We start from the raw sequence: 21518 nt of genomic DNA on the forward strand, positions 1-21518 counted from the left end.
TAGTATACCCATTCTAAGGCTTAATGTTTGAAAATACCCATAGTTTTCTGTTTGGAGATATGTCGCAAATCAGTCTATGCTGTGGTGGCAAATTAGTGAATGACTAAGGCTCGGTTTATTCTGAACAAAGACAATGTGTTAAGCAGGCGTGATATTGGGGAGCAGGTGTTGTAATGGAACACTCATCGGTAAGGCAGTTGTTACGGGGTACACAGCAAAATGAGGCGGAAGCGAAACGCAGACGTTTAACGCTGTATTTCATATCGTATGTTGGCGGCACCATAATGGCAATTATGGCGTGGATTAACATCAATGGCGGCGATATGTTGCTCGTGGGCTCGCTCGCAGGTTCTGCTGCTGTTATTTATGCCAACGTAGTACTGTCTCATGTTTTTCCCCGACATGATCTTTTCTACTATGTAGCAGGCATTATCGTTTGCTTTACCATAAATGCATTGGTGTATACCGGCGGATTAAACAATACGGGGTTGTACTTTATTTTCCCACTTTTGTTTATTCAAATTATTGTTGTGAGGTATAAACCCGCCATCTTGTACGTGGCCATTACGCTCGGGCTGGCAATTTTAATGCTGTACAACCAAGATAAAATCGCAGCAGAGTATGCACCAGAGCATGTATCGCGTTTTCTAATAGCGACCTTTTGTTTTGTATGTGTGGCTTTTATCGGAGAATACTTCTGGCATCAAAGTCGTCGTGAAATGCTCAAAGAAAACCTTGAGCGCATGCGTCAGGCGAATACCGATCCTCTTACAAAGCTTCCCAATAGACGCTTTCTTGAAGCCGTGTTTTTCGAACGGGCCATGCAAGACCCCGGCAGCTATTTTCCACTCAGTACGGTTGCGGTAGATATTGATCACTTTAAGCGCATAAACGATAAATACGGCCATGATATCGGCGATGAAGTGCTCATACATTTCTGCGCCTTAATGAAACAAGCTGTACGCAATACGGATGTGGTAGCCCGAACGGGTGGCGAAGAGTTTTTAGTGCTATTTCCTAAAGCCAGTTTAAGCCAAGCCGTGAAGTTAGCCGAAAAGATGCGAGAAACTATAGAAGAGAACCCCTTTGAAAAAGGGGATATTCATCACGCCATTACAGCTAGTTTTGGTGTTGCCACTGCCCTAACAGATAACAACATTCATGCGACATTAAAGCAGGCAGATGACAACCTTTATGCCGCTAAAAATAGCGGCAGAAACAAAGTTGTGGAATAACAGACACTAACTTGCGAGTACTTTCTGTAACCAGGTGCTAATGTCGTTTAACTCTTGCATACACACGTTATGCTGCATGGTGTAGGTTTGCCATGTAGCATTAAATCCATTATCTGACAGCGTTTTAAATGCAGCGTTACCCATAAATACTGGTACCACTTCATCTTGATCGCCGTGTGCCATCATAATAGGCGTGGCACGGTTAGTGTCAGTTGCTTCGCTCGCAAGCAATGCCGGTTCACACATGTATGTTGACAGTGCCAGTACGCCAGCGAACTGTTGTGAAAAGCGCGGTGCAAGATGCAACGCAATTACGCCGCCTTGAGAGAAGCCAGCGAGTACAATTCGGTTTGCAGGAATGCCACTGTCAATTTGCGCTTGAATTAATTGCTCTACTTGATCTGCTGATTCTTTCACGCCCGTTAAATCGGCACGACTGTTAAAGTCGAGTGACTTAATGTCATACCACGCTCGCATGCGCATACCATTATTAATGGTGATAGGTCGCTCGGGGGCATGGGGGAAAATAAATTTAACCGCCATACTATCAGGTAAGCGAAGTTCAGGGACGATAGGGGCAAATCCGTGACCAGAGTCACCAAGTCCATGTAGCCAGATAACGCAGGCATCAGGCGTAGTCGCGGGGTTTATTTCTACGCACGGCAGAAGTTGCTGGGTCATTCTAGTATATCCTGTTTGGTCTTGTTGCTTGTTGGCTAGAGCGCATAAGCGCAAAAGCGCTGTAAGGTTTATTATTATCTTTATTGCCACATTACAGTGAACGTGTATTTGTAACTAAACACTATTACGCAATCTAATGTCGCGTTTGAGCGCTTATGTCGCTTAATACAATCGTTATTACTGCAGTGCGCTTACCTATGCTATCATTGCGGTTTGAAATCACCATACTTTGACAGAATTTTAATACCCTATGGCTTCACTACTTGGTAATTTGTTCATTCTTGCTGCACCTTCCGGTGCTGGCAAATCTAGTCTTATTAAAGCGTTAATGGAAAAGTACGAGGGCAGTACTACCTCGCCAATGCAGGTGTCTGTGTCTCATACTACACGTCAACCTCGCCCAGGTGAGGAAGATGGCGTTCACTATCACTTTGTGAGTCGCGAACAGTTTGAAGCCCTTATCGAACAGGGTGTTTTCTTCGAGTATGCTGAAGTATTTGGCAATTACTACGGTACGTCGCGCGTTACAATTGAACAAACGCTACACCGTGGTATTGATGTATTTTTAGACATTGATTGGCAAGGCGCGCGCCAAGTGAAAGAGCTGATGCCTGATACATGTGGTATTTTTATTTTGCCCCCCTCGCTAGATGTTCTAGAGCAGCGTTTAAATAATCGCGGCCAAGATAGCGATGAGGTGATTGCGGGCAGAATGTCACAAGCGGTAGCGGAAATGTCACACTTCAACGAGTTTGACCATGTAATTGTTAATGATGACTTTGCAACTGCGCTTAGCGATCTTGAGGCCATCGTAACAGCTCAGCGACTAAGAACCGTTAAACAACAAATGCGTCATCAGCCTTTGTTGGACGAATTGCTCGGTAACGCGTAAGCTTGCATTAATAATTACGTGTTTTGACCCAAAAGCGTGTGATCACAGCGATCGCGCTGTGTTAATTTCACACAAAACGCTAGGATCGCGAGGTACAACCATGTATACTACGCGGCCGTTTTTTGAATAACTTGCTCAACCTAATTTTCGGAGAAATACATGGCTCGCGTAACTGTAGAAGATGCCGTAGATAAAATTGGTAACCGCTTTGACCTAGTGCTTGTTGCTGCACGCCGTGCACGTCAAATTGCCACTGAAGGCAAAGATCCTATGGTTGATGTTCAAAACGATAAGCCAACTGTAACTGCTCTTCGTGAAATCGAAGAAGGCTTAGTGACTGCTGCTACACTTGAGCAAGCAGAGCTTCAAGCACAAGAACAGCAAGAACATGCTGAATTTGCGTCAGTAGCAAATATTCTATCTGATCAGTAAAACATGCCCTTTAGGGCTGTTTACGAGTAATTTAGCGCCAGTGCTTTGAAAAAAGCACTGGCGCTTTACTTTTGGCGTATTGGCTTATAGCACAATAAAACGTATTCTTAGGGTTGTAACGTTATATAAGGGTCACGCTGCACTGTGTATTTGTTTGAAGGTTTGAAGCAGAAAGTTGTTGAGTATTTACCAGCTGAACGGGTTCAGCTGGTACAAGATGCTTTTATTTTGGCGCAAGAAGCCCATGACGGCCAAATGCGATCAAGCGGCGACCCCTATATTACACACCCTGTTGCGGTGGCGGGTATTCTCGCCGATATGCATTTAGACCATGAAACTATCATGGCTGCGTTACTTCACGATGTTATTGAAGATACCCACTACGACAAAGACGACTTAGCTGAGGCGTTTGGCGATACCGTTGCCGAGCTTGTGGAAGGGGTAAGTAAGCTCGATAAGTTAGCGTTTAGCACTAAGCAAGAGGCGCAGGCTGAAAACTTCCGTAAAATGATGATGGCCATGGTGCAAGATATTCGCGTTATCTTGATCAAGCTGGCCGACCGTACGCACAATATGCGCACGTTGGGTTCGCTTCGCCCCGATAAACGCCGTCGTATTGCCCTTGAAACGCTGGAAATATACGCGCCCATTGCACATCGTTTGGGTATTCACGATATTAAAAACGAGCTGGAAGACCTAGGTTTTCAAGCCATGTACCCTATGCGTCACCGTGCACTCAAATCAGCTGTGCGCCAGGCTCGCGGTAATCGTAAAGAGATTATCGAAAACATTAGGCAAGAACTGAATACACGCCTTGAAGCCTACGAAATTGAATCAAACGTGCTTGGCCGCGAAAAGCACCTGTATTCCATTTACCGTAAAATGAAAAACAAAGAACTGATGTTCAATGAGGTAATGGATATATACGCGTTCCGTATTGTGGTGTCATCAGTTGATAACTGCTACCGCGCATTGGGCGCAATGCACGGCCTTTACAAGCCTATCGAAAACCGTTTTAAAGACTATATTGCCATTCCACGTACCAACGGCTATCAGTCGCTTCACACTTCATTGATTGGTCCACACGGTATCCCTGTTGAAATTCAAATTCGTACGCAGGAAATGGATCAAATGGCGGACAAAGGCGTTGCGGCGCATTGGTTATACAAAGAGCCCGGTGACAATGGCACTACTGCGCAATTACGTGCGCGTAAGTGGATGCAAAGCTTATTGGAACTGCAACAGTCAGCCAGTTCATCGTTTGAGTTTATCGAATCGGTTAAAACCGACCTGTTCCCTGACGAAATTTATGTGTTTACGCCAGATGGCCGTATTATCGAACTGCCAATGGGTGCCACGGCGGTTGATTTCGCTTACGCTGTTCACTCTGATGTGGGTAATACCTGTGTGGGCGTGCGCGTAGAGCGCAGAAACTTTAGCTTAAGTAAGCCGCTAGAAAATGGTCAAACGGTAGAAATTATTACGTCACCGAAAGCCAAGCCAAATGCTAACTGGCTTAACTTTGTGGTGAGCGCACGGGCGCGAACGCGTATTCGCCAGTATCTGCGCAAACAGCATTCACAAGAAGCGGTGAACATGGGTAATCGCCTATTGCGCCATGCACTGGGTGCGGTGAAGTTAGACGATATACCTCAAGACGATATCGACCGCGTTGTAGCAGAAACTAAACATGACAGCTTTGATGATTTATTGGTAGATATTGGGCTTGGTAATGAGCTAAGCGCTATTGTTGCACGCCGCTTGTTGGGTGAAAGCACTTCTGACTTGTCTGACAAAAAAGGCAACGTGGCTATTCGTGGAACCGAAGGCTTGTTGGTGCATTATTCGCGCTGTTGTCACCCCATTCCTGACGATGAAATTGTCGCGGTACTCAGCCCTGGACGCGGTATGACTATTCACCAAACGGGGTGTAATAACATCCGTAAGCTCACCAGAGAAGAGCCTCAGCGAGTATTGCCGATGCAATGGGATGAAGAGCCACAAGGCGAATTTAAAGCGTCGCTTCGCATTGAGCTGATTAATCACCAAGGAACACTGGCAACATTAACGAACACTATTTCAGGGTGCGATTCCAATATCATTGGTCTGCAAACTGAAGAAAAAGAGAGTAATATCTACTTTATTGACCTAGAGCTGACCACGCATAACCGTGTGCACTTGGCCCGTGTAATGAAAAAAATTCGCACCATGCCAGAGGTTCAGAAAGTGTCTCGTCATAGTCAATCTCGACACTAAGTTTAACCATTTTTAGGAACTATTATGTCTAAGTCTATTATTCAGACCGATAAGGCACCTGCTGCTATTGGTACATACAGCCAAGCGGCTAAAGCGGGCACTACAGTATATCTTTCTGGCCAAATTCCTTTGGTGCCTGAAACCATGGAAATGGTTTCAGACGAATTCGAAGCGCAAGCTGTTCAGGTTTTTGAAAACATCAAAGCGGTATGTGCTGCTGCGGGCGGAACAACAAATGACTTGGTGAAAGTGAACATCTTTTTAACCGATTTAGGTCACTTTGCCACGGTAAATGAAATAATGAGTCGCTACTTCAACAAGCCTTATCCTGCACGTGCTGCTGTTCAGGTTTCTGCACTGCCAAAAGGCGCGCAAATTGAAATCGATGGTGTGATGGAGTTGCCGGAGTAAGTCATGTCACCTGAGCGTTACCAGCGAATTAGAGATGTGCTGGAAAGAAGGCAAACCGATTTAACGGTTTGTCTTGAAAATGTGCACAAGCCACATAATGTATCGGCCGTTGTGCGCACCTGCGACGCGGTGGGTATTCATCGCGTTCACACCGTGTGGGAACAGAAATATCAGTTTCGTCGCGGCACGGCCATGGGCAGTCAGCAATGGGTGCGTCAAACCAACCACGATAATATCAGCGATGCCATGTCTGCATTGAAAGGGCAGGGTATGCAAGTGCTTGTAACGCACTTGTCTGACAGCGCGGTAGATTTTCGCGATATTGATTACACTAAACCTACTGCCATTTTGTTTGGGCAAGAAAAGTACGGTGCCACTGATGAAGCTATTGCAATGGCTGATCAGGATATTGTTATTCCCATGATGGGCATGGTGCAATCGCTGAATGTGTCGGTAGCTGCTGCGCTTGTGTTGTACGAAGCACAACGTCAACGCACGATTGCGGGTATGTACAACACGCAACATTTGCCAGAAGAAGAGTGCCAGGCACTTGCTTTTGAAAATGGTTATCCGCGTTTATTTAAGCTTTGCCAGCGCAAAGGATTACCGCTTCCACCTATTAATGCATTAGGTGAAGTAGATGCCACCGATAGCTGGTGGAAAGAAATGCAAATCACACAAGCAGAAGCTGACGCATTAGAATCACAGTAGTGCGTCAGTGAATGAAAAGCCTGTACCCACCACAGGCTTTTGGTTTTTTAAAAACTGGCCTAAAGCGTACTCGCCAACCTAGTCGCAATCCTTTACACTTCGTTTAAATTTAGGCGCTTAGCGCCAGCATCAATGTTATAGAAGAAGGACTTCGACCAATGCAAGCACTGGCCACTACACCGATTACTGCGCTTAAAGGCGTAGGCGCAAAGGTGGCAGAAAAGCTCAACAAAATTGGCTTATTTACCCTTCAAGATATTTTGTTTCACCTGCCTCATCGTTATGAAGATAGAACACGCGTATACAGTGTGGCTGAATGCCGCCCCTTTACCCATGTAAGTGTGCAAGGCGAAGTGATGAGCGCAGATATTCAGTACGGTAAAAAACGTATGCTGGTGGTGAAGTTAAGCGACGGTACAGGCACCATTACACTGCGCTTTTTTCACTTTGGCGCAGTGCAGCGTTCAATGATGACACCAGGTAATACGGTACGCTGTTTTGGTGAGGTACGAACGGGAAAGTGGGGCATTGAAATGATGCATCCTGAGTTTAAATTGGTAGATGAAGATGCTCCGCCAACTGAAGAGTCACTTACACCTGTCTATCCCACCACGGATGGCGTGAAGCAACTAACTTTACGAAACTTAACTGAGCAAGCACTGGCATTGCTAGATAAAGGTGCGCTCGCTGACCTGTTGCCAGACGGCATTTACGATGAGCAAATTAGCTTAAACGAGGCATTGCATTTAGTGCATAGGCCACCACCAGATGTCGACGTTCACGAAATGGAAGAAGGTCTGCACCCTGCGCAGTACCGACTTATTTTAGAAGAGCTACTGTCACACCATTTAAGCGTGCTTAAAGTGCGTAAGCTCTCTGATGCACAGCCGGGTATTCCTATTGAAGTCAATCAGGTGCTTATCGATAAAATGCTCTCTCAGCTGCCATTTTCTCCGACAGGCGCACAGGCGCGAGTAGTAGCAGATATTCAAAAAGACATGCAGCATGCTCGCCCCATGATGCGCTTAGTGCAAGGTGATGTGGGCTCGGGTAAAACGCTGGTTGCTGCACTTGCGGCGCTATCAGCTATTGGTGCTGGCCACCAGGTTGCCTTAATGGCGCCCACAGAGCTGCTTGCTGAGCAACATGCTAATAACTTCAGAGATTGGCTAGCGCCTCTAGGCATCGAAGTAGGTTGGCTTGCCGGCAAACTAAAAGGCAAAGCGCGTAATGAAGTACTCGCGCGATTAGAGGCGGGCGATATTCAAATGCTCGTGGGAACCCACGCTATTTTCCAAGAAAGTGTAAACTATCAGCAGCTGGCTCTCGTTATTGTAGACGAACAGCATCGTTTCGGTGTGCATCAGCGTTTGGCATTGCGTGATAAAGGTCAGCAGCAAGGGCGCTATCCTCATCAGTTGATAATGACAGCCACGCCTATTCCAAGAACGCTCGCGATGACCGCGTATGCCGATTTAGATACCTCGATTATTGATGAACTACCGCCGGGGCGTACACCGGTACAAACGGTAGTGTTGCCTGATACGCGCCGCGCCGATGTCATTGAGCGTGTGCGCCAAGCATGTAGAGAAAATGGCAGGCAGGCATACTGGGTTTGTACGTTAATTGATGAGTCTGAAGTACTTGAGTGTCAAGCGGCTGAAGACGCGGCGGTAACCTTGCGCACAGCGCTGCCGGACTTACAGGTTGGTTTGGTACACGGGCGTTTAAAACCAGCTGAAAAAGCGCAGGTAATGGCAGATTTTAAAGAGGGTAAACTAGACTTACTTGTTGCCACAACCGTAATTGAAGTCGGCGTAGATGTGCCTAATGCCAGCATTATGATTATTGAAAACCCCGAGCGACTTGGGTTGGCTCAGTTGCATCAGTTGCGCGGTCGCGTAGGGCGGGGGGCCGTAGAAAGTCAGTGTGTACTCATGTATCAAAGTCCACTGTCTAAAACAGCCACTCAACGCTTAGGTGTATTGCGTGAGTCTAACGATGGATTTTATATTGCTCAACGCGACTTAGAGATCCGCGGACCTGGAGAATTCATGGGCACAAAACAAACGGGGATGGCCGAGCTTAAAATTGCCGACTTGGTGCGCGACGCCGCGCTCATCCCTAAAGTCCAAGAAATTGCTTACACATTGTGGGACAAATACCCTTCTCACGCGCAAGCTATTATTAACCGCTGGATTGGGCATAAGGAGCAGTATGGCCATGCTTAACACACTGCCATTAGTAGTAACCAGCGCACCTGCAGATGCGTGTTTTGATACTGATACTCACCTTGCGAAAGTTATAGGTGACAAGTGGGGCTTTACGTATAGCGAATCTAATCAGCCGCCTGAGGACGGCTTTTATTTGCAAGTTAATAACAACGTGCTGGGATTAAGCGACGCGAGTGAAAAAAAGGTGCTACCGGTTGAGGTTGATTTTGCGTCGCCGGCGAGTTTGTACCGAAAACAACATGGTGGTGGCCGTAAAGAGCCCATCGTGAAAGCCATCGGCTTAAAAGGTAATGAACAATGGCATGTTGTAGACGCAACGCCCGGGCTAGGGCGCGATGCCTTTGTGCTGGTGAGTGTGGGATGCCATGTGACTATGATTGAGCGCTCACCGATTGTTGCTGCATTATTAGAAGACGGAATTAGACGCCTTAATTTGGACTACCCTGAGCTTGCGGCAAGAATGTCACTTCAGCATGGAAATAGTGCTGAGGTAATGCAATACTTCAATGGTGAGAGCGTGGACGCTATTTACTTAGACCCCATGTTTCCACATAAAAAGAAATCAGCCTTGGTGAAAAAGGAAATGCGGCTGTTTCAGCAATTGTTAGGACACGATCCTGACGCAGATGCGCTGTTACCGCCAGCACTAAAGCTAGCTACGCACCGAGTGGTAGTAAAACGCCCTAACAGTGCAGACGTGCTGGCCGGACAAAAGCCATCAATGGCAATAGAAAGTAAAAAACATCGATTTGACGTGTATTTGTGTCAGAACAACTAGGAGAACATCATGATACAAGTTGGTAGCACTCTACCTGAGGTGGACTTTAGCCTTTTAGAAAATGGTGAAGTAACTAACCCGGGTACGAATGAACTTTTTACAGAAAAACGTGTTGTTTTGTTTGCAGTTCCTGGTGCATTCACACCAACCTGTTCTCAAGCGCATTTGCCTGGCTATGTGGCCCTTGCCGACAAAATTAAAGCCAAAGGTATTGACCATATTATTTGTTTAAGCGTGAACGATGCTTTCGTAATGGATGCATGGGGAAAAGCAAATAACGCCGAAGAAATTATTATGCTTGCAGATGGTAATGGCTTTTTCACCAAGCAAATTGGTTTAGACATGAATACCGGTAATTTTGGCGGTATGCGTTCACTGCGTTATTCAATGCTTGTTGAAGACGGTGAAGTGAAAAAGCTTAACGTTGAAGACCCAGGTCGCTTCGACGTAAGCGATGCACAGAGTATGCTAGATAGCCTGTAGTTCTATGGCATAACAGGTTCATATCGCTAAAGCTCGTAGCCTCGGTTACGGGCTTTTTTATTTGGCAGCTAATAATACAGTCTCATATGGCCATCTCCTTTCTTTTTGTGTAGTTGTTATGATCTTGCGCACAACAAAACGCGTTATATATCAGTATGTTTATATAAGAGCGGCCAGTGACTAGGTATAATGCCCCTGCGCATATACGATGACCAATAAGTTAATCGGTAGATTGGCTGAGTTAGTTACCTTTACTTGCTTAATGATAATAAGTATCATTTTCGCGAAAAGACAACGTTTTAGGAATTATCATGACAACAACACTGAAGAAAATGGGTGCGTTGGTTTTAGCGTCTGCTGTGACATTAGCAATGGTGTCTGGCAAGGCAATGGCAAATGGTGAAATTGGCGATCACGTAAATAACTTGCACGCTCATATCGGTGAGTATACAGAGGAAGTACATTGGCTAGAGAGCAAGTTTGGCAGTGTTGTTGATGCGTATGAAGCGAAAGATAAAGCGCTTAAAACAGACGCCCTTATTGAATATTGGGAAGAAGTGGATTTTCACTCTGCAATCGAAACCCAATACGTGCCAATTTATGCCTCGATTTGGCAAGGCATTTATGGTGTAAAAATGGCCATTGATGGCAATAAGCCTATTCAAGTGGTTCGCGAAGAGCAAGAGAAGCTAAATCATGCCTTGTGGCAAGCGCTAGGCGCGGTTAAACTTGCGTCCCAATATCAGAAGAAAGGCCTAGTTGACGCAGTTAAAACAACTGAGAAAGAGCCAACTACGGGGCCTGAAGTTATTGACGATATCAAAACTCGTTTAGATCGCGTTGTTGCTAAGTATGCAGAGCAACTACACGAAGTAGCGACCACATTAGTGCACGACACGTATCTGCAACGTTTTGAAGGTGTAGAAGGCGATTTGATTGCACAAGATGCTGCACTGGTTGAAGACTTAGAAAAAGACTTCAATGTCACATTGCCTCAAGCTATTTCAAAAGATAAAGGCGTTGATAGCGTGCGAAAAGTGGTTGAAACCATGCAAACGAAGTTAGACCGTGCGCGTGTTTTGCTTGTTGAAGCAGAAAAAAGCCGCAAAGACGTATTTTAAGGAAGTTTTATGCAAAGAAGAACATTCTTACAAGGCTTAGTTGCAGCAGGTGCATTGGGCAGTTTGCCGCTGGGCACGGTTCAAGCACTTACTCAAACTTCCAGCGTGTCGGTTGAGTCGCTTCCCAAGTTAGAAGGCGATTTAACCTTATACCTAGGCCGCGGTGAAGGTGGTCTTTATGAGAATGTTCTTAAAGCAATTGAAAAGCGCAACCCAAAGCTAAACCTAAAAGTACGCCGTGGTGGGTCAGCCGCATTAGCCAATACCATTGTGGCTGAGACAAAAGCGGGTGTGAAACGCGCTGACTTGTTTTGGGCTGTAGATACTGGTTCTATTGGCGTAGTGACTGACGCTGGTGCAGCAAAACCGCTGCCAAACGATATTACTGCACAGCTTAAAGACGGATTTCAGTATCCAAGCTGGTCGCCGGTTACCGGGCGCGTGCGCACCTTGCCATACAATACGCAACGTGTTTCACCCGAGCAAATACCCGATAGCGTAATGGCATTAGCCGATAGCGACTTAAAGATTGGTTGGGCGCCAGCCTATTCTTCATTTCAGTCGTTTGTTACCGCTATGCGTATCTTAGAGGGTGAAAAAGCCACCAAAACATGGCTAAAAGGCATTAATCGCAACGCCAAAAAGTATGCGGGCGAGTTAGGCGTAGTCATGGGGGTTGAACGGGGTGAAGTTGATGTTGGCTTTGCTAACCACTATTACACATTGCGACTGAAGTCGGGTAAGCCTGACGCCAATGTGGCGTTGGCCTATACCAACAATGACGCAGGTTGTTTAGTGAATGCGTCGGGTATTGTGGCGTTAAGTGAAGGCAGTTTGCCAGTTAACTTTATTCGTTACCTGTTAAGCCAGGAAGTACAGTCTTACTTAGCGCGCGAAGCCTATGAAATTCCACTCGTACAAGGCGTTGAGCAGCCACAAGGATTAGCAAGTTTAAGTACGCTGTCGCCACCTGATATGGACTTACGCAAACTGGCCGACTTACGACCTACTCTTAATATGATGAGGGAAGTAGGCGTACTGTGACAAATTGGCCAAAGTCGTATCCACTGGCATTATTAATAGCGCTGATGGCTTTACTGCCCGTCGGCGTTTTGTTTTCTCTTGCCCAAGATAGCGCGCAACTGTTCGATACTCACAATTTACGCGTATTGGGCAATACCCTTTCTTTAGTTGTATTAACCATTATTGGGGCTGTGTTAATTGGCGTGCCTCTCGCGTTTTTTACCGCTTACGTCCACATGCCATTTAAACGGTTTTGGCTAATTTTGCTGGCAGCGCCACTCGCCTTACCAAGTTATATTGGTGCATTTGCGATGTATTTCTCTTTCGGGCGCGGCGGTGAAATAGAAAATGTTTTGGGTATAACCACACCCCCTATCAGTGGATTGTGGGGCTCTGCCTTGGTGATGAGTTTATACACCTACCCCTTCGTAATGATGACGACACGTGCAAGCTTACTGAGTCTTGATGCTAGTTTAGTGAACGCCGCGCGCACATTGGGATTGTCGCTAGCTGCGAGCCTATGGCGCGTGGTACTGCCGCGCGTAGTTAATAGTGTGGCCGCTGGGGCACTACTTGCAGCATTGTATGCACTTTCAGATTTTGGTACGCCAGCCATTATGGGCTTAGATACTTTTACCCGAGTTATCTTTGTTGAGTACAACGCATTTGGTCTTAGCCAAGCTGCCATGCTCAGTCTTCAGTTAATGGTGATCGTGGGTCTTATTTTATTTGTTGAAAGCCGTATTGGTGGCGCAAAAGAACGCCCCGGTAAGCATTTGATGCTATTTCCAGCCCGCTGGCAATACAGCACAATGCTACTTGCAGCTTTTCCCGTGGTTTTCATGGCCATTGTCTTGCCACTTGCCGTGTTCATTTTATGGCTAGTGCGCGAGGGGACAGGGGGCTTTGAGCTTAGTTATGCGTGGAATTCTGCGCATGCTTCATTTATTGCTGCGCTTGTGGCAGTGCTATTAGCAATACCTGTTGCCAATGCCGCGATTGCAGGCAAAGCTGGACGCTTTATGGAGCGTATTACCTACTTCGGTTTTGGTGTTCCAGGTATCGTGATGGGCACGGCTCTTGTGTACGTTGGCCTTCAATTGCCCGCGCTATACCAAACCTTGAGTTTGCTAGTAATGGCTTATGTACTGCGTTTTATCCCTCTTGCGGTGGGCAGTGTCAGAACCACATCTGAAAATATCGACTCGGGTTTAGTCAAAGCGGCGCGCGTGTTAGGTGCAAGCCCCCGCGAGGCGTTTATGCGTATTACGCTTCCTCTCACGCTTCGTGGTATGATTGCAGGTGCGGCATTGGTATTTTTAGAAGCCATGCGCGAGCTACCCGCCACACTGATGCTTGGACCAACGGGTTTTGAAACGCTGGCCACCTACATGTGGCGTGTTTATGAAGCCGGCTATTTTGGCCGTGCTGCCGTACCTGGGTTATTGCTTGTGTTGCTGTCAGGTGTAGGGCTTGTCCTTATGCTATCAGGCGAGCGCAAAGCGCAATTTACCGTTACTGAGGAAGAACGTTCGTAATGCTAAGTGTAAGTAATTTGTCAGTGAATTATGGGTCTACCCGCGTAGTCGACAAGTTAAATGTAGAACTTGGGCAAGACGAAATTCTGATGCTAGTGGGACCGACAGGATGTGGCAAAACTACCATTCTTCAAGCATTAGCAGGGCTTATTCCTATTTCAGAGGGCAGCATGCGCCTTGGGAATTGGGAAAGTACGGCAAACAAACACGTACCACCAGAAAAACGTAATGTGGGAATGGTGTTTCAAGACTTTGCACTGTTTCCACACTTAACGGTTCAACAAAACGTCTGCTTTCGTTTAAAAGACACAGCATTGGCCGACCACTGGCTGAACCTACTTGGATTAGACGCTTTTCGCGATGCCAAGCCTGCTCGTCTTTCTGGCGGTCAAAAACAACGGGTTGCATTGGCGCGAACGCTGGCGCATGAACCCGCTTTTGTATTATTAGACGAACCTCTTTCTAACCTAGATGCAGCGCTTAAAGACAGTCTGCGTTGGGAAATTCGCGATGCGCTTAAAAAAGCCGGTGTCCCCGCTATTTGGGTCACCCACGATCAGGACGAAGCGCTGAGCGTTGGCGACCGCGTGGGTATTTTGAATAAAGGGGTACTGGAGCAACTTGATACACCTGAAGCCTGCTATTCCATGCCTGCCAGTCGTTTTGTTGCACGCTTTATGGGGGAAGCCAGTTTTCTAAAGGCCACTTTCGATAACAGCGCAAATAATCCCGACAATGTGGTTATTACCGATATCGGCAATGTTCCCGGGACACCGCTTCAAGGTGCAAATGGCAATGTTGACTTGTTGGTACGCCCTGATGATCTAAGCTTAAGTGCAACACACCCACAACCGAACGGAATTGTTGATTGGGTGCGCTATGAAGGCGAAAGCCGTTTATATGCGGTAACGCTAGATAATGGTAGTCAGCTTAAGGTTCGAGTTAGCCACGAAAATGCGATTAAGCCCGGTACTCGTGCGCACATGGCACTTATTACTACACACCCACTGGCTGTATTTCCTCGAGACTAAATTGTGATAAAACGCGACGTTATAATTATTGGTGCAGGGGCTGCAGGGCTTTTTTGTGCCGCTCAAGCAGGGGCTCGCGGCCGCAGCGTTGAAGTGCTCGATCATGCCAAGAAGGTGGGGCGAAAAATTCTGATGTCTGGCGGGGGGCGCTGTAACTTCACCAATATGTACGCAAGCCCTGAAAACTTTCTGTCGCAAAACCCCCATTTTTGTAAGTCAGCCCTTAGCCGCTATACCCAGTGGGATTTTATCGGTCTCGTTGCCGAGCACGGGATCGCCTATCATGAAAAAACGCTGGGCCAATTATTTTGCGACGATAGCGCTAAAGACATTGTTGATTTATTACTGAATGAATGCAGTAAGGCAGAGGTGACAATTACCACTCGTTGCGAAATATTGTCGGTTGAAAAAAGTGAAAGTGGGTACTTACTTTTTACGTCAAACGGCGATTATCAGTGTGAATCATTAGTTATTGCCACGGGTGGTTTGAGCATGCCCAAACTCGGGGCAACGCCATTTGGTTATAAAATTGCCGAGCAATTTGGTTTGAATGTGCTGCCTACACGCGCTGCGCTAGTGCCCTTTACCTTGCACGATAAAGACAAAGATACATTGGCTGAGCTAAGTGGTATAGCGGTCGATGTGTACGCAAGTTGCAACGATACCACGTTCAAAGAGGCTATGTTATTTACTCATCGGGGCCTAAGCGGCCCAGCAATGCTTCAAATTTCTAGCTATTGGGAAGCGGGCGATACATTAAGTATAAATACTCTACCCAATGAGGACACTCACGCGTTGATTAATACCGCGCGGGAAACAACACCCGATGCACTGCTTGCCACGTGTTTAAGTAAAGTGTTTCCAAAGCGAATGGTACAGAGCTTTATTGAATACAACGAATGGCGCAACGTGCCTGTTAAGCAACTCACTCACGGTGAGTGTGACGCCATAGCAAATACACTTGAAAATTGGCAAATAAAACCTAACGGCACAGAAGGCTATCGCACCGCAGAGGTAACCATTGGCGGGGTTGATACCAATGAATTGTCATCAAAAACCATGATGGCGAAGAACGTAGACGGCCTTTATTTCATTGGTGAAGTTGTTGATGTTACAGGCTGGCTTGGAGGCTTTAACTTCCAGTGGGCATGGAGCAGTGGTTGGGCTGCAGGGCAGGTGGTGTAAACCTGCCATATAGTCTAATAATACTGCACCAGCATATACGCCCATACGCCACCTTCTGGCATCATGAAAATGGTTGGTGCGCTTGTACCACTTACACCAGGAACGCCGTTATTGGTAAGTGACATATGCAATCTAACAAGTGCAATTTGGTCTTGCGCAGCAAGGGTTATTTCACAACGTCCCTGCATACAAATAACGTCAAGAATAGTCATTTCTGGATCACTGCTATTCACTATCAAATAGTCTTCAATTGCTTGCTCTATGTCTTGGCGTGTTCCCAAATCCTCTTCAATAGAATGCTCGGCTATAGGATCATTTAAAAAGTCATTATTCTTTAAAATTTGTTCGAACATCATTTCTGCGCTTTGTTCTCCCATATGCTCAGTCATTGCGCGTTTTAGCTCGGCTTTATGGCGCTTGGCCCACTGCACTAGTTCTTGTTGCGCCAACGGGTATTTCACTTCGTTGCTCGCTACACCATCTAGTGAGATTTCTGGTGAAGCAATTTCTACCGCAATATTCGAAATCGACGCATCCTGCTCGTTGCGTTGATGTTGAGCATGATTTGAGGAAGGCATGACATCATCACAGTGGTGAGAGTCTGCAATGTTAGTGTCTTTTGACATGTCGCTAGCGATGTCGTTGTGCGCGTCATTTTGCGCAGATCTTTTATTTAATGCGGTGTCCTCTATTGTAAAAGACGCCTTGTATTCACCCGCAAAAAAGCCTGCAGTGAAAATACCGATAGCCAAAAGCGCAAATAGTACATACTTCATTAATACTTCCTTGTTAAAACGTATCTCAAAACAATATCAGTGCCTGTTACTTTGCTCAACATACAAGTGCTCTTTTGTTGCGTTGCTTTTTTATCGTTAGTTCATCTAAAGCGCGGGAAGCATACTAATACGCGTGTAAAAAGTGGCAGTCTTTGGGTATCGCGCTACGCTTTCATTAAACGAAAACAAGGACATGTGTTGTTAAACAGCTAGTTACTGGTTAAATACAGTGGCGAATTTTTTGCGATTATTAAAAAAGCCCATTAAAAAGCAAAGCCAATGGCGACGCCTGCCACAATCGCGTCGGCATGGTCTTTGTGGTAATCGTAATGAAGCTGTGGTGAAAGGGTGAGACCAGATATTTCAAACTCGTAGAGTAAGCCTAAACGTGCCACTTCTATTTTGTCGCCGCCGTGAAACTCTATACCTGGACCTATTTGGGCGATAAAGCTATTAGTAATGTGTAAATCGGCAACAAGTAGATACGTATAGGCGTCAATATCTTCAAACGCATATTCCGCCACTACGCCAAGTCCTAAGAAATCACTCACGCGGTATTCATAGTCAAAACCAACCGTAAATGCGCTGCCAGCTTCATCTACATCCGTCGATGCCAGTAACACTGAAAAATGGTGTGGTGAATCATGCCAATCATGGGGCGTTGCCTTAGAATGTGCATGGTATCCAAGTAGAAGACTAAAGGTCGCAAAAATAATTACACTTTTAAGCATAGCGAGTTAACACTGTTAATGTTGCGCGTGTTCAGTTTTGTTATGACTCTTATAATCGTAGGTGAAAATATTCGACTATGCTTACCTTTCAGTCATCAATGTTAAACCATAGTGCAAAGTGCTTGGTTGAACTGCCTCTTCAATTTGCCAGCTATTTTCCTTAGATAGTTGATAAAGAGCACAAAAGAGGGCGAGCCCCCTTTTGTGTAAAAAGGCTCTTAAAACTGATAGCGGGCATAAATGCCGAATACTTCTGAATCTGAATATTTGGTATATTGTGCACCAACTGCAAGGTTGCTCCATAAATACTGTGTACCAAGGTTATATGCCTTTTGGTCGCTTCCTTCGTCCCAGAATTGCCATTCAAGGCCGGCAAAAAGCTCCCAGTTTTTCATTACCATATGGCGAATATTGGTTTCTAACATATAGTAATTCGTACCTGTTGATGCAGACTCCTGTCCATTGCTTAAGCCCAGTTCAATATCACCATAACCAACTTGTGCATCAAGAGCTGTAGCGGCAGAAAAGCGGTGGATATAGCCTACAGAGACCTCCCACTTCTCTACATCAAAATCGAAATCAAACTCTGCGTTACTCGCTTCGTCACTAGCGTCAAAATACATAGCTTCTGCAAAAAAGTTGTAGCCCAACTCTTTGCTTGCCTTTAGCTGAAATCCTTTAGCATCAAATTCAGGAATGTCAGCAAAATCGGTTTGCACAGCACCAAGTTGCACGTAATCGTAGGAAAGCGGCGTGGTTTGGCCAAACGTGCTAGCGCTAAAGCACAAAGGAACGCTAAGTAGCGCTGGAAGAATAAATAACTTTTTCATAACAATGTCCGTATTAGGTTGAGAACAGCGCAAAGGTTAATAGACGGAAAGTGAATATAGGGTGAATGAAGCTTTGTAGAGTAAAAGAAGGGTGCGTAACCAAAGCAAAGCACAAAAAACACTGGTTGCAGAAGGTATTTAAGGAGATTTTTAGGTGTGTAGTGGCGCGTGAAACGCCACTACCTGATAAAGTGCTAAAGCGAGATACGTGCTCGACTGCCTAGGCCTGGCCCGTACACAATGGCATTAAGCAGCAATCGGTTAGTGCCATGGGCAGCACCTCTAAAATTAGGCTGACCTGAAAACAGAATGATCTGCCCTTTTCCGTGTTGTTCACGGGTGAGATACGCTGTGTTGGCCACGCGCTGTTGTGCTTCAGGCCACAGCAAACCACTCATTCTCACGTTAAGCGTCTTGCCTTCTGGCAAGCTGAACCAATGCGAGGCGGTTTTCTTATCGTCTTCTTTTGTCTTTGGCGCATCTGTGTATACTCCTGCGCGCACTATAGCTTGGCTGTCATCGCCTGACATAAGCAAAGGCTGGCTACTATATAGCAGCGGTAACACGTCAGGCGTACCTGCCGTTAACCAATGCTTTTGATCTGTGCGGCCAGCGACAAAAGCACCGCTTGGCATAAAGATTTTCAACCATTTGTCTCTGCGTTTAAGCGCGTCTTCACTTAACGGCTTAGGGGCGTTATCCCATGGGAAGCTAAATTCGGTATCCAATGTATGTGACATGGTTGCTTTGGTGGCCACCTCATTATCAAGGGCCATCATTTCGCGCATTAAAGATACATCGTAGTCAAAGGCTTTATCGAAACTGTTTTCAAGCGTTTTAACCTTTGCTATACCGTCTTTACCGGCCAAGGCAGCGGCACTTCGGCCGTGGGCAATTAAAGTACCGCCATCATTCACCCAGTCCTTGAGCGTAGCTTGTGCCTTTTTATCTAGAGGCCCGTAGCTGGTAGGTAGCACAAGTACATTGTAACGTCGCAAGTCGGTGCGGTTTAGCGCATTAATATCAAGTTGGCTATGGCGAATACCCAAGTGAGAATCAATGCTGTGCCACGTAGCACCCACGTCGTAGCTTGACACGTTTCCATGACTCAAAAGAGCGACTTGTGGTCTTGTAAGTAGCGCGAAATGCTCACCGCCCCATTCAGGTAAATCGCCTTCACCAAATCCGGTACCCGTTGAATAAACGGCGATATTTAACTCGGCAGCGGTTTGCGCGATAGCGCCGGCTAAATCATCAACCTTTGGGTTGTCGGTGACAGTAACGGCAATAGAGCCTCTATTAAATCGTCTTCCTTCATACTCTGACACTTCATCAACAAATCGCACATAAACGCCACGCTCCATCAGTCGCGCTGCGAAGGCGACAGAGCGGTCGTCTGCACCATCGACCAACCATGCAATAGCGTTGTCGTTTAACTGACTTTGTGGTGTTGACGTAGAGTATGGTGTTAGATTTCGCGTTAAGTGCTCTGGTACGGTAACGCTTTCTAAGCCGTACATCATAGTTAGGTTCCATGCTGTTGTGTCGTACATTAGCGATGAACCATCACGCAGCGTGCGTTGACGCTCTTCAAGTAGCACAGCATCATTTACTCCAGCGTCAAACTCTAATATAGCGGCAATTAAAGGCGCTTCGGGTTGACGGTTAGGCACGACAATACTGCCTTTAGGGATCACAAAATCCTTTTCGGTTGTGCCTTGTTGCGTAACGGCCTTACTTACCTTAATGGCTTTATCGGCAACATAAACTTGAATATCTTGTGCGAGTAGCTTGGCTACCAAATTATTAGTTCTACCCACATTATCGTTTGCAAGGATCACATAGGTACGGTTAGCAAACTTACCCTTTGCGGCAACATTATTCTTTCTGCCTTGCCAGTAGTCTTGATACATCGCTTTGCTGTGTTTATCGAGTGTCTTAAGGTTGGCGATAGTCGATACGAATTGGTGGTGTACTGACTCGATATACGTTTGAACCGTGCCTTCTGGACGTCTAACGCCATCTTCTGCCATGCGAGATTGTTCATACAAAATATGCATGGTGCCGCGATACTCGGCATAGTTGGAGTAACCGGGGTACCAGTTTTCAAACCATTCTCCGGTGTAGTAACGCCAGCCCTTTTCATCAAACGCTGAAGACTGGTCTTTTGCGAAGGTACGTGCCCATTTTTGTAAGTTAGGGTCGATGTTGTGGTTTAACGGTTGGCGTGGCGGACCCATCAAATAGGTATCTTGACTACCCATTTCATGGCCATCAATCATTAGCTGTGGTCGCCACTGATTAATCAGGCCAACGCGTCCTACCGTTTCGGGTTGTGTGAGATAGAAAAAGTCGCGATTTAAGTCAAAAAAGTAATGATTTGTTCTACCGTAAGGCCAGTCACCTCGGTGCAATAACGACTGATCATCAACATTGGGTGCAGTACCGCGATATTGCTCTAGCGACTTGGCAAAGCGCGCTCTGCCATCAGGGTTCATCATAGGGTCGATAACAACAATCATGTCATCAAGTAGCGCATCGACTTCGTCACTTTCACTGGCAATTAAGTGATAAATAGCGGTAAGCGCAGCGTCTGCCCCAGAGGTTTCATTGCCGTGAATTGAATAGGCCATCCACGCAACGGCAGGGAGTCTATCAATAATTGCCTTCGCCTGGGTTTCATTGGTTGAAAGTGGGTCGGCAAGCTTTTGAATATCAGCATGAACCTCATCAAGCGATGCTAAACGACTTGGTGTTGAAATAAAGACTGCAAGCAATGGGCGGCCTTCGTGTGTGCGTGCGTATTCTACAACGTGCAATTTATCTGACTGCGATGCCCATGTAACCACCGCGTTATGGATTTGCTCTGGTGTGGCAACTCTAGAACCTATTGGAAAGCCAAGTAACGTATCTGGATGGGTAATTTGGCTATTGTAGCTACCCGACAAGAGTTCGCCAGAATACGCTAAGTCTGGGTCGTCGATAGGTTTCATTAATACTGCTGAGTAGGCGGGTAAAACCGCGACGCTCAGCAGTAGTAAAAACCACTTTTTCATAGATTGCATGTGCGTTTCCTTGTTGTTTTTTTAATTTGATTTCGTTTTAACTACAACAATCTACATAGTGTAGTGTGTTTTTTGCTCGGTCAATTGGTCTGCGATGAAGCACTG

General features: G+C 46.2%; 19 protein-coding genes. 14 read left to right on the top strand and 5 right to left on the bottom strand.

The window, feature by feature from the left end; genetic code table 11:
- The first annotated feature begins 173 nt into the window (after nt 1-173).
- Complete coding sequence (locus tag LHL20_RS05250) at nt 174-1235, top strand: GGDEF domain-containing protein (protein WP_202263133.1); 1062 nt, start codon at nt 174-176, stop codon at nt 1233-1235.
- A 6-nt stretch (nt 1236-1241) separates the two neighbouring features.
- Here LHL20_RS05250 and LHL20_RS05255 read toward each other — a convergent pair whose 3' ends face one another.
- Entirely contained in the window at nt 1242-1916 is a 675-nt protein-coding gene (locus tag LHL20_RS05255; protein ID WP_226432524.1) for an alpha/beta hydrolase, read from the bottom strand.
- Nucleotides 1917-2166: 250 nt separating this feature from the next.
- Here LHL20_RS05255 and gmk point away from each other — a divergent pair, with 250 nt between their 5' ends.
- From gmk to LHL20_RS05320, 13 genes are all read left to right on the top strand, one after another.
- On the top strand, nt 2167-2808 hold the full coding sequence (gene gmk / locus LHL20_RS05260) for a guanylate kinase (RefSeq protein WP_226432525.1): 642 nt from the start codon (nt 2167-2169) through the stop codon (nt 2806-2808).
- A gap of 159 nt (nt 2809-2967) precedes the next feature.
- A complete protein-coding gene (gene rpoZ / locus LHL20_RS05265; protein WP_014947805.1) occupies nt 2968-3240 on the top strand; it encodes a DNA-directed RNA polymerase subunit omega in 273 nt (90 codons plus the stop codon).
- 144 nt (nt 3241-3384) lie between these two features.
- Nucleotides 3385-5496, top strand: a complete 2112-nt coding sequence (gene spoT, locus LHL20_RS05270) for a bifunctional GTP diphosphokinase/guanosine-3',5'-bis pyrophosphate 3'-pyrophosphohydrolase (RefSeq protein ID WP_226432526.1) — start codon at nt 3385-3387, stop codon at nt 5494-5496.
- Between the two features lie 24 nt (nt 5497-5520).
- Complete coding sequence (locus LHL20_RS05275) at nt 5521-5907, top strand: RidA family protein (RefSeq protein ID WP_226432527.1); 387 nt, start codon at nt 5521-5523, stop codon at nt 5905-5907.
- A gap of 3 nt (nt 5908-5910) precedes the next feature.
- Entirely contained in the window at nt 5911-6618 is a 708-nt protein-coding gene (gene trmH / locus LHL20_RS05280; RefSeq protein ID WP_226432528.1) for a tRNA (guanosine(18)-2'-O)-methyltransferase TrmH, read from the top strand.
- A gap of 158 nt (nt 6619-6776) precedes the next feature.
- Nucleotides 6777-8849 (top strand): ATP-dependent DNA helicase RecG, encoded by a 2073-nt coding sequence (recG, locus tag LHL20_RS05285; protein ID WP_226432529.1) that lies wholly within the window; start codon nt 6777-6779, stop codon nt 8847-8849.
- The gene (locus tag LHL20_RS05290) at nt 8842-9630 is read left to right on the top strand and encodes a class I SAM-dependent methyltransferase (protein WP_226432584.1); all 789 of its coding nucleotides are present in this window, start codon (nt 8842-8844) and stop codon (nt 9628-9630) included. The genes recG and LHL20_RS05290 overlap by 8 nt, the downstream gene beginning before the upstream one ends.
- A 9-nt stretch (nt 9631-9639) precedes the next feature.
- Nucleotides 9640-10113 carry a peroxiredoxin gene (locus tag LHL20_RS05295; RefSeq protein WP_202263142.1) on the top strand — a complete coding sequence of 158 codons (474 nt, stop codon included), beginning with the start codon at nt 9640-9642 and terminating at the stop codon, nt 10111-10113.
- A gap of 311 nt (nt 10114-10424) precedes the next feature.
- Nucleotides 10425-11234 (top strand): hypothetical protein, encoded by an 810-nt coding sequence (locus LHL20_RS05300; protein ID WP_226432530.1) that lies wholly within the window; start codon nt 10425-10427, stop codon nt 11232-11234.
- Nucleotides 11235-11243: 9 nt separating this feature from the next.
- Complete coding sequence (locus LHL20_RS05305; protein WP_226432531.1) at nt 11244-12278, top strand: extracellular solute-binding protein; 1035 nt, start codon at nt 11244-11246, stop codon at nt 12276-12278.
- On the top strand, nt 12275-13795 hold the full coding sequence (locus LHL20_RS05310) for an ABC transporter permease (protein WP_226432532.1): 1521 nt from the start codon (nt 12275-12277) through the stop codon (nt 13793-13795). The genes LHL20_RS05305 and LHL20_RS05310 overlap by 4 nt, the downstream gene beginning before the upstream one ends.
- Entirely contained in the window at nt 13795-14826 is a 1032-nt protein-coding gene (locus LHL20_RS05315) for an ABC transporter ATP-binding protein (protein ID WP_226432533.1), read from the top strand. The genes LHL20_RS05310 and LHL20_RS05315 overlap by 1 nt, the downstream gene beginning before the upstream one ends.
- Before the next feature lie 3 nt (nt 14827-14829).
- Nucleotides 14830-16011: an NAD(P)/FAD-dependent oxidoreductase gene (locus tag LHL20_RS05320; protein ID WP_226432534.1), complete on the top strand. Its 1182-nt coding sequence runs from the start codon at nt 14830-14832 to the stop codon at nt 16009-16011.
- 14 nt (nt 16012-16025) lie between these two features.
- Here the strand turns inward: LHL20_RS05320 and LHL20_RS05325 are convergent, their stop codons facing one another.
- The 4 genes from LHL20_RS05325 to LHL20_RS05340 form a co-directional block, all read right to left on the bottom strand.
- Nucleotides 16026-16787 carry a hypothetical protein gene (locus LHL20_RS05325; protein WP_226432535.1) on the bottom strand — a complete coding sequence of 254 codons (762 nt, stop codon included), beginning with the start codon at nt 16785-16787 and terminating at the stop codon, nt 16026-16028.
- A gap of 263 nt (nt 16788-17050) precedes the next feature.
- A complete protein-coding gene (locus LHL20_RS05330; protein ID WP_226432536.1) occupies nt 17051-17518 on the bottom strand; it encodes a hypothetical protein in 468 nt (155 codons plus the stop codon).
- Between the two features lie 218 nt (nt 17519-17736).
- Nucleotides 17737-18348: a hypothetical protein gene (locus LHL20_RS05335; RefSeq protein ID WP_226432537.1), complete on the bottom strand. Its 612-nt coding sequence runs from the start codon at nt 18346-18348 to the stop codon at nt 17737-17739.
- A 194-nt stretch (nt 18349-18542) separates the two neighbouring features.
- The gene (locus tag LHL20_RS05340) at nt 18543-21413 is read right to left on the bottom strand and encodes a M14 family metallopeptidase (protein ID WP_226432538.1); all 2871 of its coding nucleotides are present in this window, start codon (nt 21411-21413) and stop codon (nt 18543-18545) included.
- Nucleotides 21414-21518 lie beyond the last annotated feature (105 nt).

Source organism: Alteromonas sp. McT4-15, assembly GCF_020515205.1.
Lineage (GTDB): Bacteria > Pseudomonadota > Gammaproteobacteria > Enterobacterales > Alteromonadaceae > Alteromonas.